We start from the raw sequence: 14,692 nt of genomic DNA on the forward strand, positions 1-14,692 counted from the left end.
CATGGACCTCAACAGCGACCTCGGCGAAGGCTTCGGCGCCTGGACCATGGGCGACGACGAAGCCATGCTCGACATCGTGACCAGCGCGAACATCGCGTGCGGCTTCCACGCGGGCGACGCGAGCGTGATGCGCCGCGTGTGCGAACGCGCGGCCGAACGCGGCGTCACCATCGGCGCGCACGTCGGCTACCGCGACCTCGCCGGCTTCGGCCGCCGCGCGCTCGACATCGCACCGGAAGACCTCGCGGACGAAGTGCTGTACCAAATCGGCGCTCTCGATGCCTTCGCGCGCGCGGCGCACAGCTGCGTGCGTTACGTGAAGGCGCACGGCGCGCTGTACAACACCGCGGCTGTCGATCCGGAGCAGGCAGCTGCGCTTGTCGAAGGCGTACGGCGCTATCACACCGATCTGGCCCTGCTGTGTCCTCCGGACTCCGAAATGCTGCGTGCGGCTCAAGCGGCAGGCGTGCCTGCGTACGCAGAAGCGTTCGCCGACCGCGCGTACACGCCTGAAGGACGGCTGGTGTCGCGAAAGCTGCCGGGTGCGGTACTGCACGACGCGGACGAAGTCGCCGCGCGGGCGCTCACCATGGCGACCACCGGCGAGGTCGTCGACGCTGACGGCGGCAAGCTCACCCTGCGGGCGGATTCCCTTTGCGTGCACGGAGACACGCCCGGCGCGGTCGAGCTGGCCCGGCGGATCCGCGAGCTGCTCACCGAATCCGGCGTGGTGCTGAGGTCGTTCGTGTGAGCACTGTGTTGCGCTACGGCCGTTCCGCGTTGCTGGTGGAGGTCGATGACGTGCTCGGGTTCCAGGCGGCCTGCGAAGCCGCCCAGCCCGAGGGCGTTGTCGAACTCGTCCCCGCCGCACGCACCCTGCTGGTCCGGTTCGACCGCGCCCGCACCGATTCCACCACGCTGACGCGCACGCTGGCCTCCTTGTCCACAGTGGACGTATCCGAGCGCTCAGCGGAGACCGTCACCCTGCCGGTCCGCTACGACGGTGCGGACCTGGCGGACGTCGCCGAAGCCGCCGGACTGTCGGTTTCCGAGGTCGTGCAACGGCATTCGGCGGCCACCTACGTCGCGGCGTTCTGCGGTTTCGCACCTGGTTTCGCCTACCTGACCGGTCTCGACCCGGTGTTGCACCTGCCGCGCCGCAGCACGCCGCGCACGCGCGTGCCCGCGGGTGCGGTCGCGATCGCCGGCGAGTACAGCGCGATCTATCCGCATTCCTCGCCCGGCGGCTGGAACCTTCTCGGCCACAGCGACGCGCCGGTGTGGAACGTCGACCGCGAGCAGCCGAACCTGCTGGTCCCGGGCACCCGCGTGCGGTTCGAGGCGATTCGGTGACCGGGAAGATCGAGATCCTCGCGCCCGGCCCGTTCGCGACCGTGCAAGACCTCGGGCGGCCCGGATACGCGGCAGTCGGCGTCGGCCGTTCCGGCGCGGCCGACCGGGGTTCGCTGAAGCTGGCGAACCGGCTCGTCGGCAACCCCGAAACGCACGCGGCGCTGGAGGTCACCCTCGGCGGCCTCCACCTGCGGGTTTCCGAGCACGCCGTCGTCGCGGTCACCGGCGCGCGGCTGCCGATCCGCGCTGGCGGACGGGCCGCCGCGGTCGGTGCGCCGATCCACCTGCGCCCGGGGGACGAACTCGAACTCGGTGTCGCGTCGCTCGGTCTGCGCAGCTATCTCGCGGTGCGCGGCGGCCTGGATGTACCGCCGGTGCTCGGCGCGCGCGCCACGGACACGCTGGGCAAACTCGGCCCGCCCGTCCTCGCCGCCGGGATGTCGCTGCCGATCGGTTCAGTGGTGCAAGGCACCCCTTGCATCGACCTCGCCCCCTTGCCGCGGCTTGCCGAAGAACCCGTGCTGCGCCTGGAACCCGGACCGCGGCTGGACTGGTTCACCCCGTCCGCGCTGTCCACTTTGCTCACTGGCGCCTACACCGTGACCAACGACCTCGACCGCGTCGGCGTCCGGCTCGACGGTCCCGCGCTGACCCGCGCCCGCGTCGGCGAACTGGCCCCGGAAGCCGCCATGCCCGGCGCGCTCCAGGTGCCGCCTTCCGGCGTGCCGATCCTGTTCCTCGCCGACCATCCGGTGACCGGCGGCTACCCCGTCGCCGCCGTCGTCGACGAGGACGACCTGGACCTCGCCGCCCAGCTCCGGCCCGGGCAACGGGTACGGTTCACAACCCGGAAACCCGCAGCGTCATATTGAGCCGTCCGGTCAGGCCAAGATCCGGATCCGCCGTGCCCGGCAACGTTTTCAGTACCCCGTGGAACGCCAGCCGCGACGGGCCGCCGAACACGAACAGGTCGCCCGAGCGCAGCTCGACATCGGCGTACGGGCGATTGCGATGCTCGGTATTGCCGAAGCGGAACACGCACGTGTCGCCGAGGCTCAACGAGACGACCGGCTCGGTCGAACGCTCGTCTTTGTCCTGGTGCATGCCCATTTTCGCGTCGGCGTCGTAGTAATTCACGAGCGCGACGTCGGGCTGGTAATCGTCGGCAGGCCGGTCGTAGGCGTCAGCGAGCGCGCGGCGGCCGAGGTCGGCCAGCCAGTCCGGGAACGGCTCCACCGGCGAACCGTCCTCGCGCAGCCGTTCGTACCGGTAGGGCCGCCACTGCCAGCCGAGACAGACCGTGCGCACCGACATCACCCCGCCGCCCGGCAGCCGGGTCGACCGGTAGCCACGCCAGCCGCGACAGGCCGTGACCAGGTCGCGTTGTTCTTCCCCGGTGAGCCAATCCGGGACGTGCACGGCTCCGGGTGCAATCTCCCGGCGAGGACGCGGCAGCAGCTCCATCACGCCGCTCCCAGGCTGGCGGCCGCAGGAGCCACCCGGACGGGCGCTCCTGCGGCGGATTCCCCTCGCCACTTGCCGCCAAGCTTCGAAGATTCCCACACCGCCGCGGGCGCCGCCAGGTTTTCGTCAGCTACAACTCGGACTCGCCACCCAGGGTGTTTGCCAGTCACCATTCGTCACCCGAACTCGACGACAGTCACCCCGGCCCGAGCAGGCACCGGATCACTCATCGCAGCGAGCGCCGCCGGCACCCCGTCCAGCCCGATCCGCGTGCCGATCAACCCGGCCAGGTCGATCCCGGACCGCTCCACCACGCCGAGCAGCTCAGGGTATTCGTACGCCTGCAGACCATGGATCCCGACGATTTCCAGCTCGCCGCCGACCACCCGGTGCATCGGAATCGGCGGAACCCCCTGGCTGGGCGGCATCAACCCGGCCTGCACGTGACGGCCGCGCTTGCGCAAGCTGCCCACCGAAGCCGCACAGGTGGCCGGGGAGCCGAGACAGTCGAGCGACACGTGCGTACCGCCTTCAGTGCGCTCGCGGACGTACGCGGCCAACGCTTCCGGCCCGTCGAATGCGCTCGCGTCGACGCTCAGCACGGCGCCAGAACGCTCCGCCAACGCGCGCGCCTGCGGCGAGACGTCGACCGCAACCACCTTCGCGCCCGCAGCGGCCGCCAGGAGAACCGCGGAGATGCCTACGCCGCCACAGCCGTACACAGAGACCCACTGCCCAGCGCGTACGCCGCCCTGGCGCAACACTGCGCGAAAAGCCGTCCCGAAACGGCAACCGAGCGCAGCAGCTTCCGCCGACGACATCGAGTCCGGCAACGCGACCAGGTTCGTCTGCGCGTGCTCGATGGCGACCTTCTCGGCGAACGAACCCCAGTGGGTCGCGCCGGGCTGGAACTCGTCGTCGCAGATCTGCTGGTCGCCCTTGGCGCACTGCGCGCAGACCCCGCAGGCGCAGACGAACGGGACGGTCACCCGGTCGCCCTTCGCCCAGCCCTTGACCCCCGCGCCGACCTCGACGATCCGCCCGGCAAGCTCGTGCCCGGCGACGTGCGGCAGCCGGACCGCCTCGTCGTGCCCCTGCCAGGTGTGCCAGTCGCTGCGGCACACCCCGGTCGCTTCGACGGCGATGACGACCCCGCCGTCCGGGGTCACCGGATCCGGTACTTCCCGCACCTCGGGAAGCACGCCGAACTCTTCGATCACGACCGCACGCATGAGTCCGATCGTAGAAGCCGCCGGTACGGCCGCTGGCTTCAGCTCACCGGGCGTGCGGATCCCCAATGTGGCATTGGGTGCATGCGACGCACCCAATGTGGCGTTCGGTGCGTCTGACGCACCCAATGCCACATTGGGGTTTTCTCCGCAGTGGGCGCGGCGTCGGCCGTAGCGGCGCGGCACCTCCGGGCGAACGCGGCGGACGACGGCGCGCAGGTGTCGGGATCCACCCGCGCGCTTCGTCGTCCGCCGCGGCCGGGCGCGCTCAGGAGAGCGGCTGGCCCGGCTGATGGAACTGGCCGCGCGGACGCGGCGGGCCGAGCAGCCTGCGCAGCGACCCGTCCGGGACGCCGAGGATCTGCTCGAGATTTCGCAGTGCCCGCAAGGATTCCGGGCGTTCCGGGCGGCAACGTCCGGATTGCCAATGGCTCAGCGTCGCGAGACTGACCGTCGTTCCCCTTCCCCGCAGCCGATATCTGATGCGTTCCAGGCCGAGCCCGCGGGCCCGGATGGCCGCGCGCAGCGCTTCGGCGAACGGGCCGGTTTCGAGCAATTGCCCGAGATCCCGCCCTGTTGTACTCCCCCGGTCGATCGTCGGTGTTCGCTGACCGGTCATCGCACACGCTCCGAACCACGTCGCTGGGAAACCTCGGAGCGTAGGCCGGATAACGCATGATCGGAAGGGCTTTCACCCTTGTGCGGAGAGTGCCCGGGCAATCGCGGCGAACGGTTCCGCATAGCCGGAATTGACCGTGACACAGGAAATCCCCCACCGTTCGCGCCAGCGGAGAAGCATTTCCCCGGCGGCGTCAGGGTTTTCCGGCAACACGGTGACGGCTTTCTCCTCCACCAGCTGCGGCACATCGACCCCGGTGTAGCGCGCGATCTGCGGGGCGGGCCGGTCCCCGATCGCGGTGAGATTCACCGCCAATTCGACATCCCGGTTTCCCGCGAACGAGCGAAAAGTGTCCACAATGGAGTCAGCCTGGTCCTCGGTCGTGCGCGGCCCCCAGGAAAACGTCACGACGTCGGCGGTGCGCGCGGCGAGCGCGAGCATTTTGGGCCCGGAAGCCGCGAGCAATAGCCGGGGTCGCTCGGGGCGCTCCGCAAGCACCTCGAGGGTGTCCGCCAACCGGGCGACGCGTTCGCCCGGCGAAAGGAACTCGCGGCCCAGCGTCGCGGCGTGCTTGCCCGCTCCCGGATGGCCGACGCCCAGCCCCAGCAGGAAGCGGCCGCCGGTCGCCTGATGCAGGGAGTCGGCCTGCCACGCGAGGCTCCGGGCGTCGCGGAACGGGTCGGCCAGCACGAAGGTGCCGAGGGTCAGCTTGCTGGTGACCGCGGCGGCGGCCGGAACCAGCGTCAGCGGGTCGAGCCCGCCGACCGGATCGGTCGCGAACATGAGGTCGAACCCGAATTCCTCGATCCGGCGGGCCTGCGCGGTCCAGGACTCCAGGTCCGGGGCGTACCCGGTGACGATGCCGAAGCGGAACGGCTTGGTAGTGGTCATGCCGACCATCGTCGGCGGGCGGGCTGCCCGGCACATCCGTCCGGCAGCGACACTCTCGCGTACGTCCCTCAGCGCAGGGCGACCGACGACTGCGCTGTCTCTCCTTGCCCGTCCCGTCCAGTGGGCGACCAAGCAGCGAGCGCCAGGTCCGCGCCCACCCTCAGCGCAAGGTGACCGACAACGCCTGCGCGATCTCCTTGCCGATCGCGTGCGTGGCGGCGTCCGGCGGCTGGCCGACCTTGACCACCATCGGCCCGCCGAACGGCTGCCGCTCGACGACCTCGATGCGCTCGCCGAGCCCGATCGCGTGCTCGGTGAGGTAGCGCAGCAGGTCCGGGTCGGTGTCCCACACGCGGACGATCTCGCCGACCGCGCCCGGCGGGAGGTCGTCCAGGATGCGCATCGGAAGTTCCTCGACGCTGCCGTCCGGGGCCGGGATCGGGTCGCCGTGCGGGTCCCGAACGGGGTTGCCGAGCTTGGCCGCGATCCGGTCGACGAGCCGGTCGGAGACGGCGTGCTCGAGGGCGTCGGCCTCGGCGTGGACCTCGTCCCAGGTGTAGCCGAGTTCGGAGACCAGGTACGTCTCGATCAGCCGGTGCCTGCGCAGCACCGATCGCGCGAGCTGCCGCCCTTCCGAAGTCAGCTCGATGCCGCGGTAGGGCACGTGCGCGACCAGGCCGAGCTGCGAAAGCTTCGTGACCATGCCCGACGCCGACGACGGGCTCACCTCAAGCCGCCCGGCCAGCGACGCGTTGGTGACCGCCTCGCCCCGTTCGACCAGCCCGTAGATCACCCGCACGTAGTCCTCGACCGACGACGACCTCCGGACGGAACCATCTCCCATGCCGCATACGATACGGTGCCGAGCCCGCCGCGGTCGGCCGGTTCAGGAGCGGTGGCGGGTTCCGTCCCGGGTCTGCCGTGCTGATCGCCTGGCCAGGCTCTTTCCCGATCGGACAGGCGCCGGACACCGTCCGTCACGGCCGCCAGCGATAACGGATCCAGCCCGGCACCGGCTCCGCGCCGAGCTGCGCGTAGAACGCCTCGGCCTTCTCGTTGCCGGCCTGCATGTCCCACTCGACGCGCCCGGTCGTGCGGGCGCGCAGCGCGTCGAGCAGTTCCCGGCCGAGCCCGTGCCTGCGGTGCTCCGGACGGATGAACAGGTCGTCGAGCCAGATGCCCGGGCGTCCCTCCCAGGTGGAGAAATTCCAGCTGCAGAAGGCAAACCCGGCGATGACGTCCGGACGTCCCGGCGGCGTGCACATCAGGACCCACGCCTTGGGCTCCGGACCGAACAGGTGCCCGCTCATCTCGGCGCGGTCGAGTTTGAGGTCGTGCTTGTCCTCGTAGACCGCGTGTTCCTCGATGAGGCTGCAGATTTCCTCGACGTCCTCGAAGACGGCGTCGCGAACGGGCATCGGAAGCCCCTTTCTTGTCGGTGGTGGCGGCTACGGTTGCGGGTATCGAAGCAAGGCGTAAGGAAGGCCCGGCGCGGCGGAGCCGGTGTGGAGCGTTGTTGGACGGAAGGAGTTGGTGGTTGGTGGTCGGTGAATCGACAACTGAATAGGCCGATGGGTCGGCCCGGTGACCTGGCGAGCTGTGGTGCGCACGCTCACCTTCGTTGGCGGGTGACGAGGAGCGCGACCAATCGCTGAACGGCGGGCGGGGTGCGGGCAAGCCACGAGACGGTGGGGAGCACGCGAACCGATCAGCCGGGGGTGAGGTGCCCGCGATCGAACCGCCGAACGGTCGCGAGGACGCTCGCCAACCGGTGAAGGGTGCAGCGCCTGCGAGCAAGCCACCGCGCGACGGCGAGCATGTAAACCAACCGACGAGCGGCCAAGCGCGCAAACCCGTCGTCAAACAACGGGCGGCGCGCAGGCGAGCCATCGAACGACGGGGAGCATGCGAGCCGATCAGCCAGTGGTGGCGTGCCCGCGAGCGAACCGCCGAGCGGTCGCGAGCACCCAAGCCACCTGCTGAGCGAACACGAGCGCGCAGGCCAACCGGCGAACAGCCGCGAGCACGCGAGCCAGCCAGCGAGTGGTGACCTGCTCGCGACCGCACCGCCGAGCGGTCGCGAGCACTCCAGCCAGTCATCGATCGCCGAAGTGGCTGCAACCCGACCGGCGAGCGGCGAAGCTCCCCCGAGCCGACCAGCGAGCAAGCCAGCCCAGCCGGGCGGAGCGACGGCGTCCCCATCACGACGCCTCGTACCGGAGCTCTCCGCCCACCGCGGTCCCGAGCACCCGGGCGTCCTCCACAGTGGACAGTGGATCCGCGGACAACACGACGAAGTCCGCGAGCTTCCCGAGTTCCAGTGTGCCGAGGTAGCTCTCCGCGAAGGTCGCGTAGGCCGATCCGTACGTGTAGGCGCGCAGGGCCTCCGCCGGGGTCAGCGCTTCCTCTACCGCGAACGGTTGGCCGGTGGATGTCCGGCGGCGGACCATGTCGGCGAGGCCGAGCAACGGAGCACCGTCGACGACGGGGCGGTCTGAGCTGGCTGGCAGGACGCATCCGGCGTCCAGGACGCTGCGGAGGCGGTAGCACCACGGCACCCGAGCTTCGCCGAGGGCTGCGCGCATGCCGTCGCCCAGTTCGTTGACGAACCGGCCCTGCGGGGACGCGATCAGGCCCAGCGAGGCGAGCCGGGTCAGCTCCGCGGGCGGGAGCACTGCGCAGTGCTCGATGCGGTGCCGGTGGTCGGCGCGCGGGGTGGCGGCGAGGGCGGCTTCGTAGGCGTCCAGGACGACCGTGATGGCTCGGTCGCCGATGGCGTGCGTCGCGATTTGCCAGCCGGCGTCGTGGGCTTGGCGGATGGTGCGCGTCAGCTCGTCCTCGGGCACCTGGAAGTAGCCGCGGTTGTCCGGTTCGCCATCGAACGGTTCGTGCATCGCGCAGGTGCGGCCGACCAGCGAGCCGTCGGCGAAGAGTTTCATCGGGCCGATCCGCAGCCACTCGTCGCCGAGGCCGGTGCGCAGGCCCAGGTCCAGGCCGAAGCCGGCGCCGTCGGGCAGGTCGTGCAGGACGCTCGCGGCGACCATCACCGTGCTGCGCACCCGCAGGACGCCGCGTTCGCGCGCGAGTTGGTACGCGGCCAGTTCCGCCGGGGTCTCGCCGACCAGGCCGCCGCCGATGCCGGCTTCCTGGACGCTCGTGATGCCCTCCGACAGGTACTGCCGGCTCGCCCGGTCGAGGCCGCGGACCACCGATTCGAGCGGCGTCGGGTACGTCAGCGGACGCAGCAGCAACTGCGCCTGCTCGCGCAGCAGGCCGGTCGGCGAGCCGTCGGCGGACTGGACTACGTCGCCGCCGACCGGGACGTTCGCGAGGTCCAGCTGGTCCAGCACCGCGGAGTTGACCAGCGTCATGTGACCGGACGTGTGCTTGAGCCGCACGAGCATGCCGGGCGCGGCGCGGTCGAGGCCGTGCCGGTCCGGATGCCGGCCGCCGGCGAGTTTGTTCTGGTCGTAGCCGCTGCCGACGACCCAGCTCCCGGCGGGCAGCTCGGCCGCGCGCCGCGCCACCGCGTCGTACACCTCGTCGACGCTTCGGCAGTCGCTGAGCGGCACGTCGTCCAGGCCCATGCCGAACCAGGCCATGTGGTTGTGCGCGTCGTGGAACCCGGGCGCGACGAAACCCCCGCCGAGGTCCACCCGGCGGCGGGCGGAGAGCGAGCGCGCGTCGTCGCCCAGCGCCACGATCCGGCCGTGCAGCACCGCCAGCGCGGTGTCGCCGGTGACCAGCCTGGCGTTCTCGTACACCGCGTCAACCTGCATGCCCTGGACACTATCGATCGATCGATCGAACGTCTAGGCTCGCCTCCATGAGCACCGTTGACCTGGCCGTCGAGGGCGGCATCGCGCAGATCCGGCTGAACCGGCCCGAGCGGCTCAACGCCGTCGCGCCCGTGCTGGTGGACGACTTCCTCACCGCACTGGAGGAGGTCGCGCACAGTGCCGCCCGCGTCGTCCTCCTCTCCGGCAACGGCCGCGCCTTCTGCGCCGGGCACGACCTGAAGGAACCCACCCCCGCGGGGGACTCTCGCGCGAGGCTGGAGCGGCTCCAGGACGTCACCCGGAGACTGCGCGCGCTGCGGCAGCCGGTGATCGCCGCGGTCCACGGGTACGCGATCGGCGCGGGCGCGGAGTTCGCGCTGGGCTGCGACCTGATCCTGGCCGCCGAGGACGCGGTGTTCGGGTTCCCCGAGGTGTCGCTGGGGCTGAGCGTCACCGGAGCCGCGTCCAGGCTGCTCCCGCTGCTGGTCGGACCGGTCAAGGCGAAGGAGCTGCTGCTGCTCGGCGACCGGTTCGACGGCCGGCGCGCGCACGACCTCGGCCTCGTCAACGCCGCCGTGCCGGCCGACGAGCTGATGCCGCTCGCGCTCGGCTGGGCCGAGAAGATCGCCCATCACCCGCCGGAGGCCGCCACGATGGCGAAGCGGGCGCTGGACGCCGGGATCGACCACGCCTTCGACTCGGCGCTGGAACTCGAGGTCACCCACGCCCTGATCACCGAGAACTCGGCCGCCGTCCGCGAGTCGACCGAAGCGTTCCGGAGCCGGGCGTGACGCCGCTGCAGCAGGTCGACACCCTGGTCGCGCTGGTCGCGCGCGCCGCGCAGCTCTGGCCGGAGCGCACCGCGTGGATCTTCGACAGCACCGATACCCGGTTCACCTTCGCCGAGGTCGACGACCGCAGCGGACGCCTGGCGAAAGCGCTCCACGACGAAGGCATCCGGGCCGGCGATCGCGTCGCGGTGATGCTCCGCAATGAGCCGGAATTCCCGCTCCTGTGGCTCGCGCTCGCCAAACTCGGCGCAGTTCTGGTCCCGGTCAACATCAACTACCGCGAATTCGACGGCGCCCACGTCCTGCGCCACTCCGGCGCGCGCCTCGCGGTGGCCGCCGAAGAGTTCGTGGAACTGCTGGAGAAAATCGCGCCGGAAACGGCCGTGGAACGCGTCGTCACGCCGGACGCGCTGAAGTCGGAAACGCGGTACGAACCGGAATCGGTGGTCGCCGAGCAGCCGGTGAACATCCAGTACACCTCCGGCACCACCGGCGCGCCGAAGGGCTGCGTGCTGCCGCACCGCTACTGGACCACGCTCGCGATCGGACTCGCCACCGACTTTCCCGCCGTCGGCGAGGACGACGTCCTGCTTACCGCGCAACCGTTCCACTACATTGATCCACAGTGGAACGTCGCGCTCGCGCTGGCCGCCGGGGCGACGCTCGTCGTGCTGGACCGGTTCCACCCCTCCACGTTCTGGGAGAAGGTCCGCGAGCACGAGGTCACCTGGTTCTACTGCCTCGGCCTGATGCCGACGCTGCTGCTGCGCCAGCCGCCGCATCCGGACGACCGGAACCACCGCGTCCGCGCGATCAGCGCGTCGGCGATCCCGCCCGACCTGCACGCTCAGCTGGAGCAGCGCTGGGGCGTGCCGTGGTACGAGGCGTTCGGGATGACCGAGACCGGCGGCGACATCCGGGTCTCCGAGTCCGATCACGACGCCGCGGTGGGCGCCGGCTGCATCGGACGGCCGACCCGCGACCGCGAGGTGATGATCGCCGGACCGGACGGGAAACCGTTGCCGCGCGGGGAAACCGGCGAACTGCTGATCCGCGGCATCGGGCTCATGCACGGCTACCACGAGGATCCCGAAGCGACCGCGCGCGCCTTCGCCGGCGGCTGGTTCCACACCGGCGACCTCGCGCGGATGGACGCCGAGGGCCGCGTCTACTATCTCGGCCGCACCAAGGACATGATCCGCCGCAGCGGCGAGAACATCTCCGCCGACGAGGTCGAGCGCGCGCTCCTGCAGCATCCGAAAGTACGGCTCGCGGCCGTGCTCGCGGTGCCGGACGACCTGCGCGGCGAGGAAGTGAAGGCGTACGTCGTGTGCGGCGAGGACCGGCCGTCGCCCGAGGAGCTGGCGGAGTTCTGCGCGCAGCAACTGGCGTACTTCAAGGTGCCGAGGTTCTGGACGTTCGCCGACGACCTGCCGCGCACGCCGTCCGAACGCGTCGCGAAGGGCGAACTGCGGAAGGTCGCCGACCTCCGCGCCGGATCCTGGGACCGCAGCACCGGGGAGTGGCTGTGAGCAGCGCCGAACGCGTACGAGCGGCGGCCGTGAAACTGTTCGCCAGCAAGGGTTTCCACGGCACAGGCATTCGGGATCTGGCCCAGGAGGCCGAACTTTCTTCGGCGAGCCTCTACCACTACATGGGCACCAAGGAAGATCTTCTCGTCGAGATCATGACGACCTCGCTGCACCGCCTGATCGACGCGGTCGCGAAGGCCACCGCGGGCAGCGACGATCCGGTGGTCCGGATGCGCACGCTGGTCGCGCTGCACGTCCTCGCCCACGCCGCCCAGCCGGGCGAAACCCGGGTGGTGGACAACGAAGTCGACGCGCTTTCGGCTCCGGCGCGTGCCCGGGTCGTCGCGCTGCGGGACGAATACGAGCGGTTCTGGGCGAAGGCGATCGAAGACGGCGCCGCGGCAAACGTGTTCCACACCGCACACCCGACCGTGACGCGGCTCGCTTTGCTGGAAATGTGCAGCGGCGTGGCCAGGTGGTATTCCCCGAAGGGCCCGCTTCGGCTGGAAGACCTGGCCACGCACTACGCGGAGCTGGCATTACGGGCGCTCGGACATCCGGTCGCGGTGCGTGCGCACGACCTCCGGCAATGCCTCGAAGTGGTCGCCCAGGTGTGGGACTTGCCTGTCCAAGAGGGCTTTTAGCGCCCTACGCCTTGCTCAGACGGCGAACGTGGGGGACGCTCGAAGGGTGACTGAGCAAACGATCCAACTCGAACTGGACGACTCCGGTCTCTCTCCTGGCCTGCCCGCGCCTTCAAACCCGCGCGATCAGGTCCAGGACGTGCCGTATCGACCAGTCGAGTTTCGTGACGACGACCTGCCCAGCGCGCTCGAGCGCTGTGCAGTATGGCTGCGCCAAGCGCAGGAGTGGCTGGGAGAACCGCTCGACGTCCTCGCGATCCACCTAGACTACGACGAGCGACAGGGTTCGCCCTACTACGACGTGAAGCTGCTGTGCAATGAGGAAGACCTAGCCGGGGTCCCCATCGCCATGCGCAACAAAGACAAGTCGTAGCACTCGTTAATCCAGCCGCGAAGGCCCTCTCGGACTCCGAGGGGGCCTTCGCCGCGTCCGGGATAGGGGCATGACAAACCGCGGCGCGCCCCGGCAAGATCGGAGGCGGACGAGGAGGGGTGCCGGTGACCGAAATCGTGGTGCGCTGGTCCGAACCGCTGCCTGCGGAGGACCGCTACCTGAAGCTGCTCGACGACCTGGAGAGAGGCCGCTACGACGCGTACCGGCTCGAAATCGACCAGCGCCGCTTCCTGACCGGCCGGGTGCTCGCGAAAACCCTCGTCGCGGAACGGCTCGGCGGCGCGGCGGAGTCCGTGCGCTTCGACGCGACCTGCGAAGACTGCGGCAAACCGCACGGCCGTCCGCGCGTGCCGGGCTCGGACCTCGTGCTGTCGATCTCGCATTCGGGCAATCTGATCGGTCTCGCGGTCACTGACGGGGTGCCGGTAGGCCTCGACGTCGAAACGGCCAGCCGGAAGGCGGACGCCTCGCTCGTGGAGTACGCGCTGAGCCCAGCCGAACGGGAGGCCGTCGCGGGCCTGTCGGACGAGGAGCGTTCCGCGGCTTTCTTCATCTACTGGACGCGCAAGGAAGCGGTGATGAAGGCCACCGGCAAGGGCCTGAAGATCCCGCTCCAGAGCATCACGTTCTCCCGCTACGACGCCCCGGCCGAGCTGGTGACGTCCGGCGACGAAGCACTCGACCCGGCGCGGACCCGCCTCGCCGACCTCAAAGCGGCTGACGGCCATCGCGCGGCGGTCGCGGCGTTGACCTCGGACAGCCTGAGCCTCACTGAGGAGCACTGGCTGCCGTAAGCCTCACGACGCGCTGTCGTCCAGCCCCATCGCCCCCAGCAGCGTGCGGAACTTCGCGATCGTCTCCCGGTACTCGACATCCGGATCCGACGCGGGCACGATCCCGCCGCCCGCGAACAGCCGCATCGAGCGCGAGGCCACCTCGGCGCACCGGATCGCGACCGCCCATTCGCCGTCTCCCGACGCGTCTACCCAGCCGACCGCGCCCGCGTAGTAGCCGCGGTCGAACGGTTCCAGTTCCTGCACCAGGTCGCGCGCGGGGACGGTCGGGGTGCCGCAGACGGCGGGCGTCGGGTGCATCGCGGCGGCGAGGTCGAGAGCGGTCACTGAGCGGTCCGCCAGCTCGCCGGTGATGGACGTCCGGAGGTGCCAGATCGCGGGCGTGGAGACCAGCTCAGGGCCCGCGGGGACGTCGAGTTTCCGGCAGAACGGCCGCAGCGACTCCACGACGTAGTCGATCACCAGATCGTGCTCCTCCCGGTCCTTCGCGGACGCGAGGAGGGCTTCGCCGTTGGCCCGGTCGGTCTCGGGGTCGGCCGAACGCGGCATCGACCCGGCGTGCGGGGTCGTGAACACGGAGTCGCCGGCGCGGGAAAGCAGCAGCTCAGGGGTGGCCCCGACGAGGGTGCGGCCGCCGGGCAGTTCGGCGGCGTACGTGAAGTGGCGCGGGTTGCCGCGCGCGAGGTTGCGGACGATCCCCTCGACCGGGATCGGCTCGGCGAATTCGAGTTCGAGCGCGCGGGCCAGCACGGCTTTGCGCAGGTCACGGTCGCGCAGAGCGGCGACGGCGGCACGCACGTTCTCGCGATGGCCGTCCGCGGACGGAAGCCGCCGGGTGGCCGCGGGAGCGGGCAGGTCGGCGGCGGGCGGCGCGGGCGGGGTCTCGGCGCCCGTCTGGGCGCGATGCACCGTCCGGGGCAGCACGAGGTGCCCCGGCGAGGCAGCGCCGGGTCCGGTGTCGAACGGCAGCACGCCGACGGCGAGCGGCACGCCGGACCGGTCCAGCTCGGCGGCTGCCGAGCGGGCCAGGCGGCGCGGGTCGGCGTCGGTGACGGTCCCGAGCGCACCGCGGGCGAGCAGGGCGCGCCGGGCGGTCGCGAACAGGAAGTCGCCGCGCTGGTAGCGGACGGTGGTCTCGGCCGGGGTCGCCGGCGCGGTACTGGTCGTCACTCCACCAGCGTCTCAGGATCCGGGAGCGCCGC

The 14,692-nt window shown here is 70.8% G+C and carries 17 protein-coding genes; 8 read left to right on the top strand and 9 right to left on the bottom strand.

From position 1 onward, the window contains the following. Position 1: 1 nt before the first annotated feature. From CU254_RS34620 to CU254_RS34630, 3 genes are read left to right on the top strand one after another with little or no spacing between them, the layout of a single operon-like run. Complete coding sequence (locus CU254_RS34620) at positions 2-751, top strand: LamB/YcsF family protein (protein WP_009083732.1); 750 nt, start codon at positions 2-4, stop codon at positions 749-751. Beyond that, positions 748-1,353 carry an allophanate hydrolase subunit 1 gene (locus tag CU254_RS34625; protein WP_050788347.1) on the top strand — a complete coding sequence of 202 codons (606 nt, stop codon included), beginning with the start codon at positions 748-750 and terminating at the stop codon, positions 1,351-1,353. The genes CU254_RS34620 and CU254_RS34625 overlap by 4 nt, the downstream gene beginning before the upstream one ends. Continuing rightward, positions 1,350-2,225 carry a biotin-dependent carboxyltransferase family protein gene (locus CU254_RS34630; protein WP_037715772.1) on the top strand — a complete coding sequence of 292 codons (876 nt, stop codon included), beginning with the start codon at positions 1,350-1,352 and terminating at the stop codon, positions 2,223-2,225. The genes CU254_RS34625 and CU254_RS34630 overlap by 4 nt, the downstream gene beginning before the upstream one ends. On the opposite strand, the gene CU254_RS34635 is transcribed toward CU254_RS34630, so the two are convergent. From CU254_RS34635 to CU254_RS34665, 8 genes are all read right to left on the bottom strand, one after another. After that, positions 2,194-2,817, bottom strand: coding sequence for an alpha-ketoglutarate-dependent dioxygenase AlkB (locus CU254_RS34635; RefSeq protein WP_009083734.1), 624 nt, complete (start codon positions 2,815-2,817; stop codon positions 2,194-2,196). The genes CU254_RS34630 and CU254_RS34635 overlap by 32 nt on opposite strands. Positions 2,818-2,993: 176 nt before the next feature. Then, on the bottom strand, positions 2,994-4,049 hold the full coding sequence (locus tag CU254_RS34640) for an alcohol dehydrogenase catalytic domain-containing protein (protein WP_009083735.1): 1,056 nt from the start codon (positions 4,047-4,049) through the stop codon (positions 2,994-2,996). A gap of 265 nt (positions 4,050-4,314) precedes the next feature. Beyond that, positions 4,315-4,665, bottom strand: coding sequence for a hypothetical protein (locus CU254_RS34645; protein WP_009083737.1), 351 nt, complete (start codon positions 4,663-4,665; stop codon positions 4,315-4,317). Between the two features lie 72 nt (positions 4,666-4,737). Then, positions 4,738-5,556 carry an LLM class flavin-dependent oxidoreductase gene (locus CU254_RS34650; protein WP_037718471.1) on the bottom strand — a complete coding sequence of 273 codons (819 nt, stop codon included), beginning with the start codon at positions 5,554-5,556 and terminating at the stop codon, positions 4,738-4,740. A gap of 160 nt (positions 5,557-5,716) precedes the next feature. Continuing rightward, positions 5,717-6,400 carry a metal-dependent transcriptional regulator gene (locus tag CU254_RS34655; RefSeq protein ID WP_009083739.1) on the bottom strand — a complete coding sequence of 228 codons (684 nt, stop codon included), beginning with the start codon at positions 6,398-6,400 and terminating at the stop codon, positions 5,717-5,719. Positions 6,401-6,533: 133 nt separating this feature from the next. After that, entirely contained in the window at positions 6,534-6,974 is a 441-nt protein-coding gene (locus CU254_RS34660) for a GNAT family N-acetyltransferase (protein WP_009083741.1), read from the bottom strand. Between the two features lie 498 nt (positions 6,975-7,472). Continuing rightward, entirely contained in the window at positions 7,473-7,643 is a 171-nt protein-coding gene (locus tag CU254_RS43365; protein ID WP_159396488.1) for a hypothetical protein, read from the bottom strand. A 114-nt stretch (positions 7,644-7,757) separates the two neighbouring features. Further along, positions 7,758-9,335 (bottom strand): amidohydrolase, encoded by a 1,578-nt coding sequence (locus CU254_RS34665; protein WP_009083742.1) that lies wholly within the window; start codon positions 9,333-9,335, stop codon positions 7,758-7,760. A gap of 47 nt (positions 9,336-9,382) precedes the next feature. Between CU254_RS34665 and CU254_RS34670 the strand changes: the two genes are divergently transcribed. The 5 genes from CU254_RS34670 to CU254_RS34690 all read left to right on the top strand — a co-directional run bounded on the left by CU254_RS34670 (position 9,383) and on the right by CU254_RS34690 (position 13,490). After that, on the top strand, positions 9,383-10,126 hold the full coding sequence (locus CU254_RS34670) for an enoyl-CoA hydratase/isomerase family protein (RefSeq protein ID WP_009083745.1): 744 nt from the start codon (positions 9,383-9,385) through the stop codon (positions 10,124-10,126). Beyond that, positions 10,123-11,658, top strand: coding sequence for an ATP-dependent acyl-CoA ligase (locus CU254_RS34675; RefSeq protein WP_009083747.1), 1,536 nt, complete (start codon positions 10,123-10,125; stop codon positions 11,656-11,658). The genes CU254_RS34670 and CU254_RS34675 overlap by 4 nt, the downstream gene beginning before the upstream one ends. Then, positions 11,655-12,302, top strand: a complete 648-nt coding sequence (locus CU254_RS34680; protein ID WP_009083749.1) for a TetR/AcrR family transcriptional regulator — start codon at positions 11,655-11,657, stop codon at positions 12,300-12,302. Before CU254_RS34675 ends, CU254_RS34680 begins: the two co-directional genes overlap by 4 nt. Before the next feature lie 46 nt (positions 12,303-12,348). After that, positions 12,349-12,675, top strand: coding sequence for a hypothetical protein (locus CU254_RS34685; protein ID WP_009083750.1), 327 nt, complete (start codon positions 12,349-12,351; stop codon positions 12,673-12,675). 125 nt (positions 12,676-12,800) lie between these two features. Then, positions 12,801-13,490, top strand: coding sequence for a 4'-phosphopantetheinyl transferase superfamily protein (locus tag CU254_RS34690; protein WP_037718473.1), 690 nt, complete (start codon positions 12,801-12,803; stop codon positions 13,488-13,490). A 3-nt stretch (positions 13,491-13,493) separates the two neighbouring features. Here CU254_RS34690 and CU254_RS34695 read toward each other — a convergent pair whose 3' ends face one another. Next, complete coding sequence (locus CU254_RS34695; RefSeq protein ID WP_009083754.1) at positions 13,494-14,660, bottom strand: isochorismate synthase MenF; 1,167 nt, start codon at positions 14,658-14,660, stop codon at positions 13,494-13,496. Positions 14,661-14,692: the final 32 nt, after the last annotated feature.

This window comes from Amycolatopsis sp. AA4 (genome assembly GCF_002796545.1).
In the GTDB taxonomy this organism is placed as follows: domain Bacteria; phylum Actinomycetota; class Actinomycetes; order Mycobacteriales; family Pseudonocardiaceae; genus Amycolatopsis.

What these genes read in the sequence shown, in the direction of transcription:
- CU254_RS34620 (WP_009083732.1), top strand. Translation starts at nt 2, where the DNA reads ATGGACCTCAACAGCGACCTCGGCGAAGGCTTCGGCGCCTGGACCATG.
- CU254_RS34635 (WP_009083734.1), bottom strand. Translation starts at nt 2,817, where the DNA reads ATGGAGCTGCTGCCGCGTCCTCGCCGGGAGATTGCACCCGGAGCCGTG.
- CU254_RS34640 (WP_009083735.1), bottom strand. Translation starts at nt 4,049, where the DNA reads ATGCGTGCGGTCGTGATCGAAGAGTTCGGCGTGCTTCCCGAGGTGCGG.
- CU254_RS34645 (WP_009083737.1), bottom strand. Translation starts at nt 4,665, where the DNA reads ATGACCGGTCAGCGAACACCGACGATCGACCGGGGGAGTACAACAGGG.
- CU254_RS34650 (WP_037718471.1), bottom strand. Translation starts at nt 5,556, where the DNA reads ATGACCACTACCAAGCCGTTCCGCTTCGGCATCGTCACCGGGTACGCC.
- CU254_RS34655 (WP_009083739.1), bottom strand. Translation starts at nt 6,400, where the DNA reads ATGGGAGATGGTTCCGTCCGGAGGTCGTCGTCGGTCGAGGACTACGTG.
- CU254_RS34660 (WP_009083741.1), bottom strand. Translation starts at nt 6,974, where the DNA reads ATGCCCGTTCGCGACGCCGTCTTCGAGGACGTCGAGGAAATCTGCAGC.
- CU254_RS34665 (WP_009083742.1), bottom strand. Translation starts at nt 9,335, where the DNA reads ATGCAGGTTGACGCGGTGTACGAGAACGCCAGGCTGGTCACCGGCGAC.
- CU254_RS34670 (WP_009083745.1), top strand. Translation starts at nt 9,383, where the DNA reads ATGAGCACCGTTGACCTGGCCGTCGAGGGCGGCATCGCGCAGATCCGG.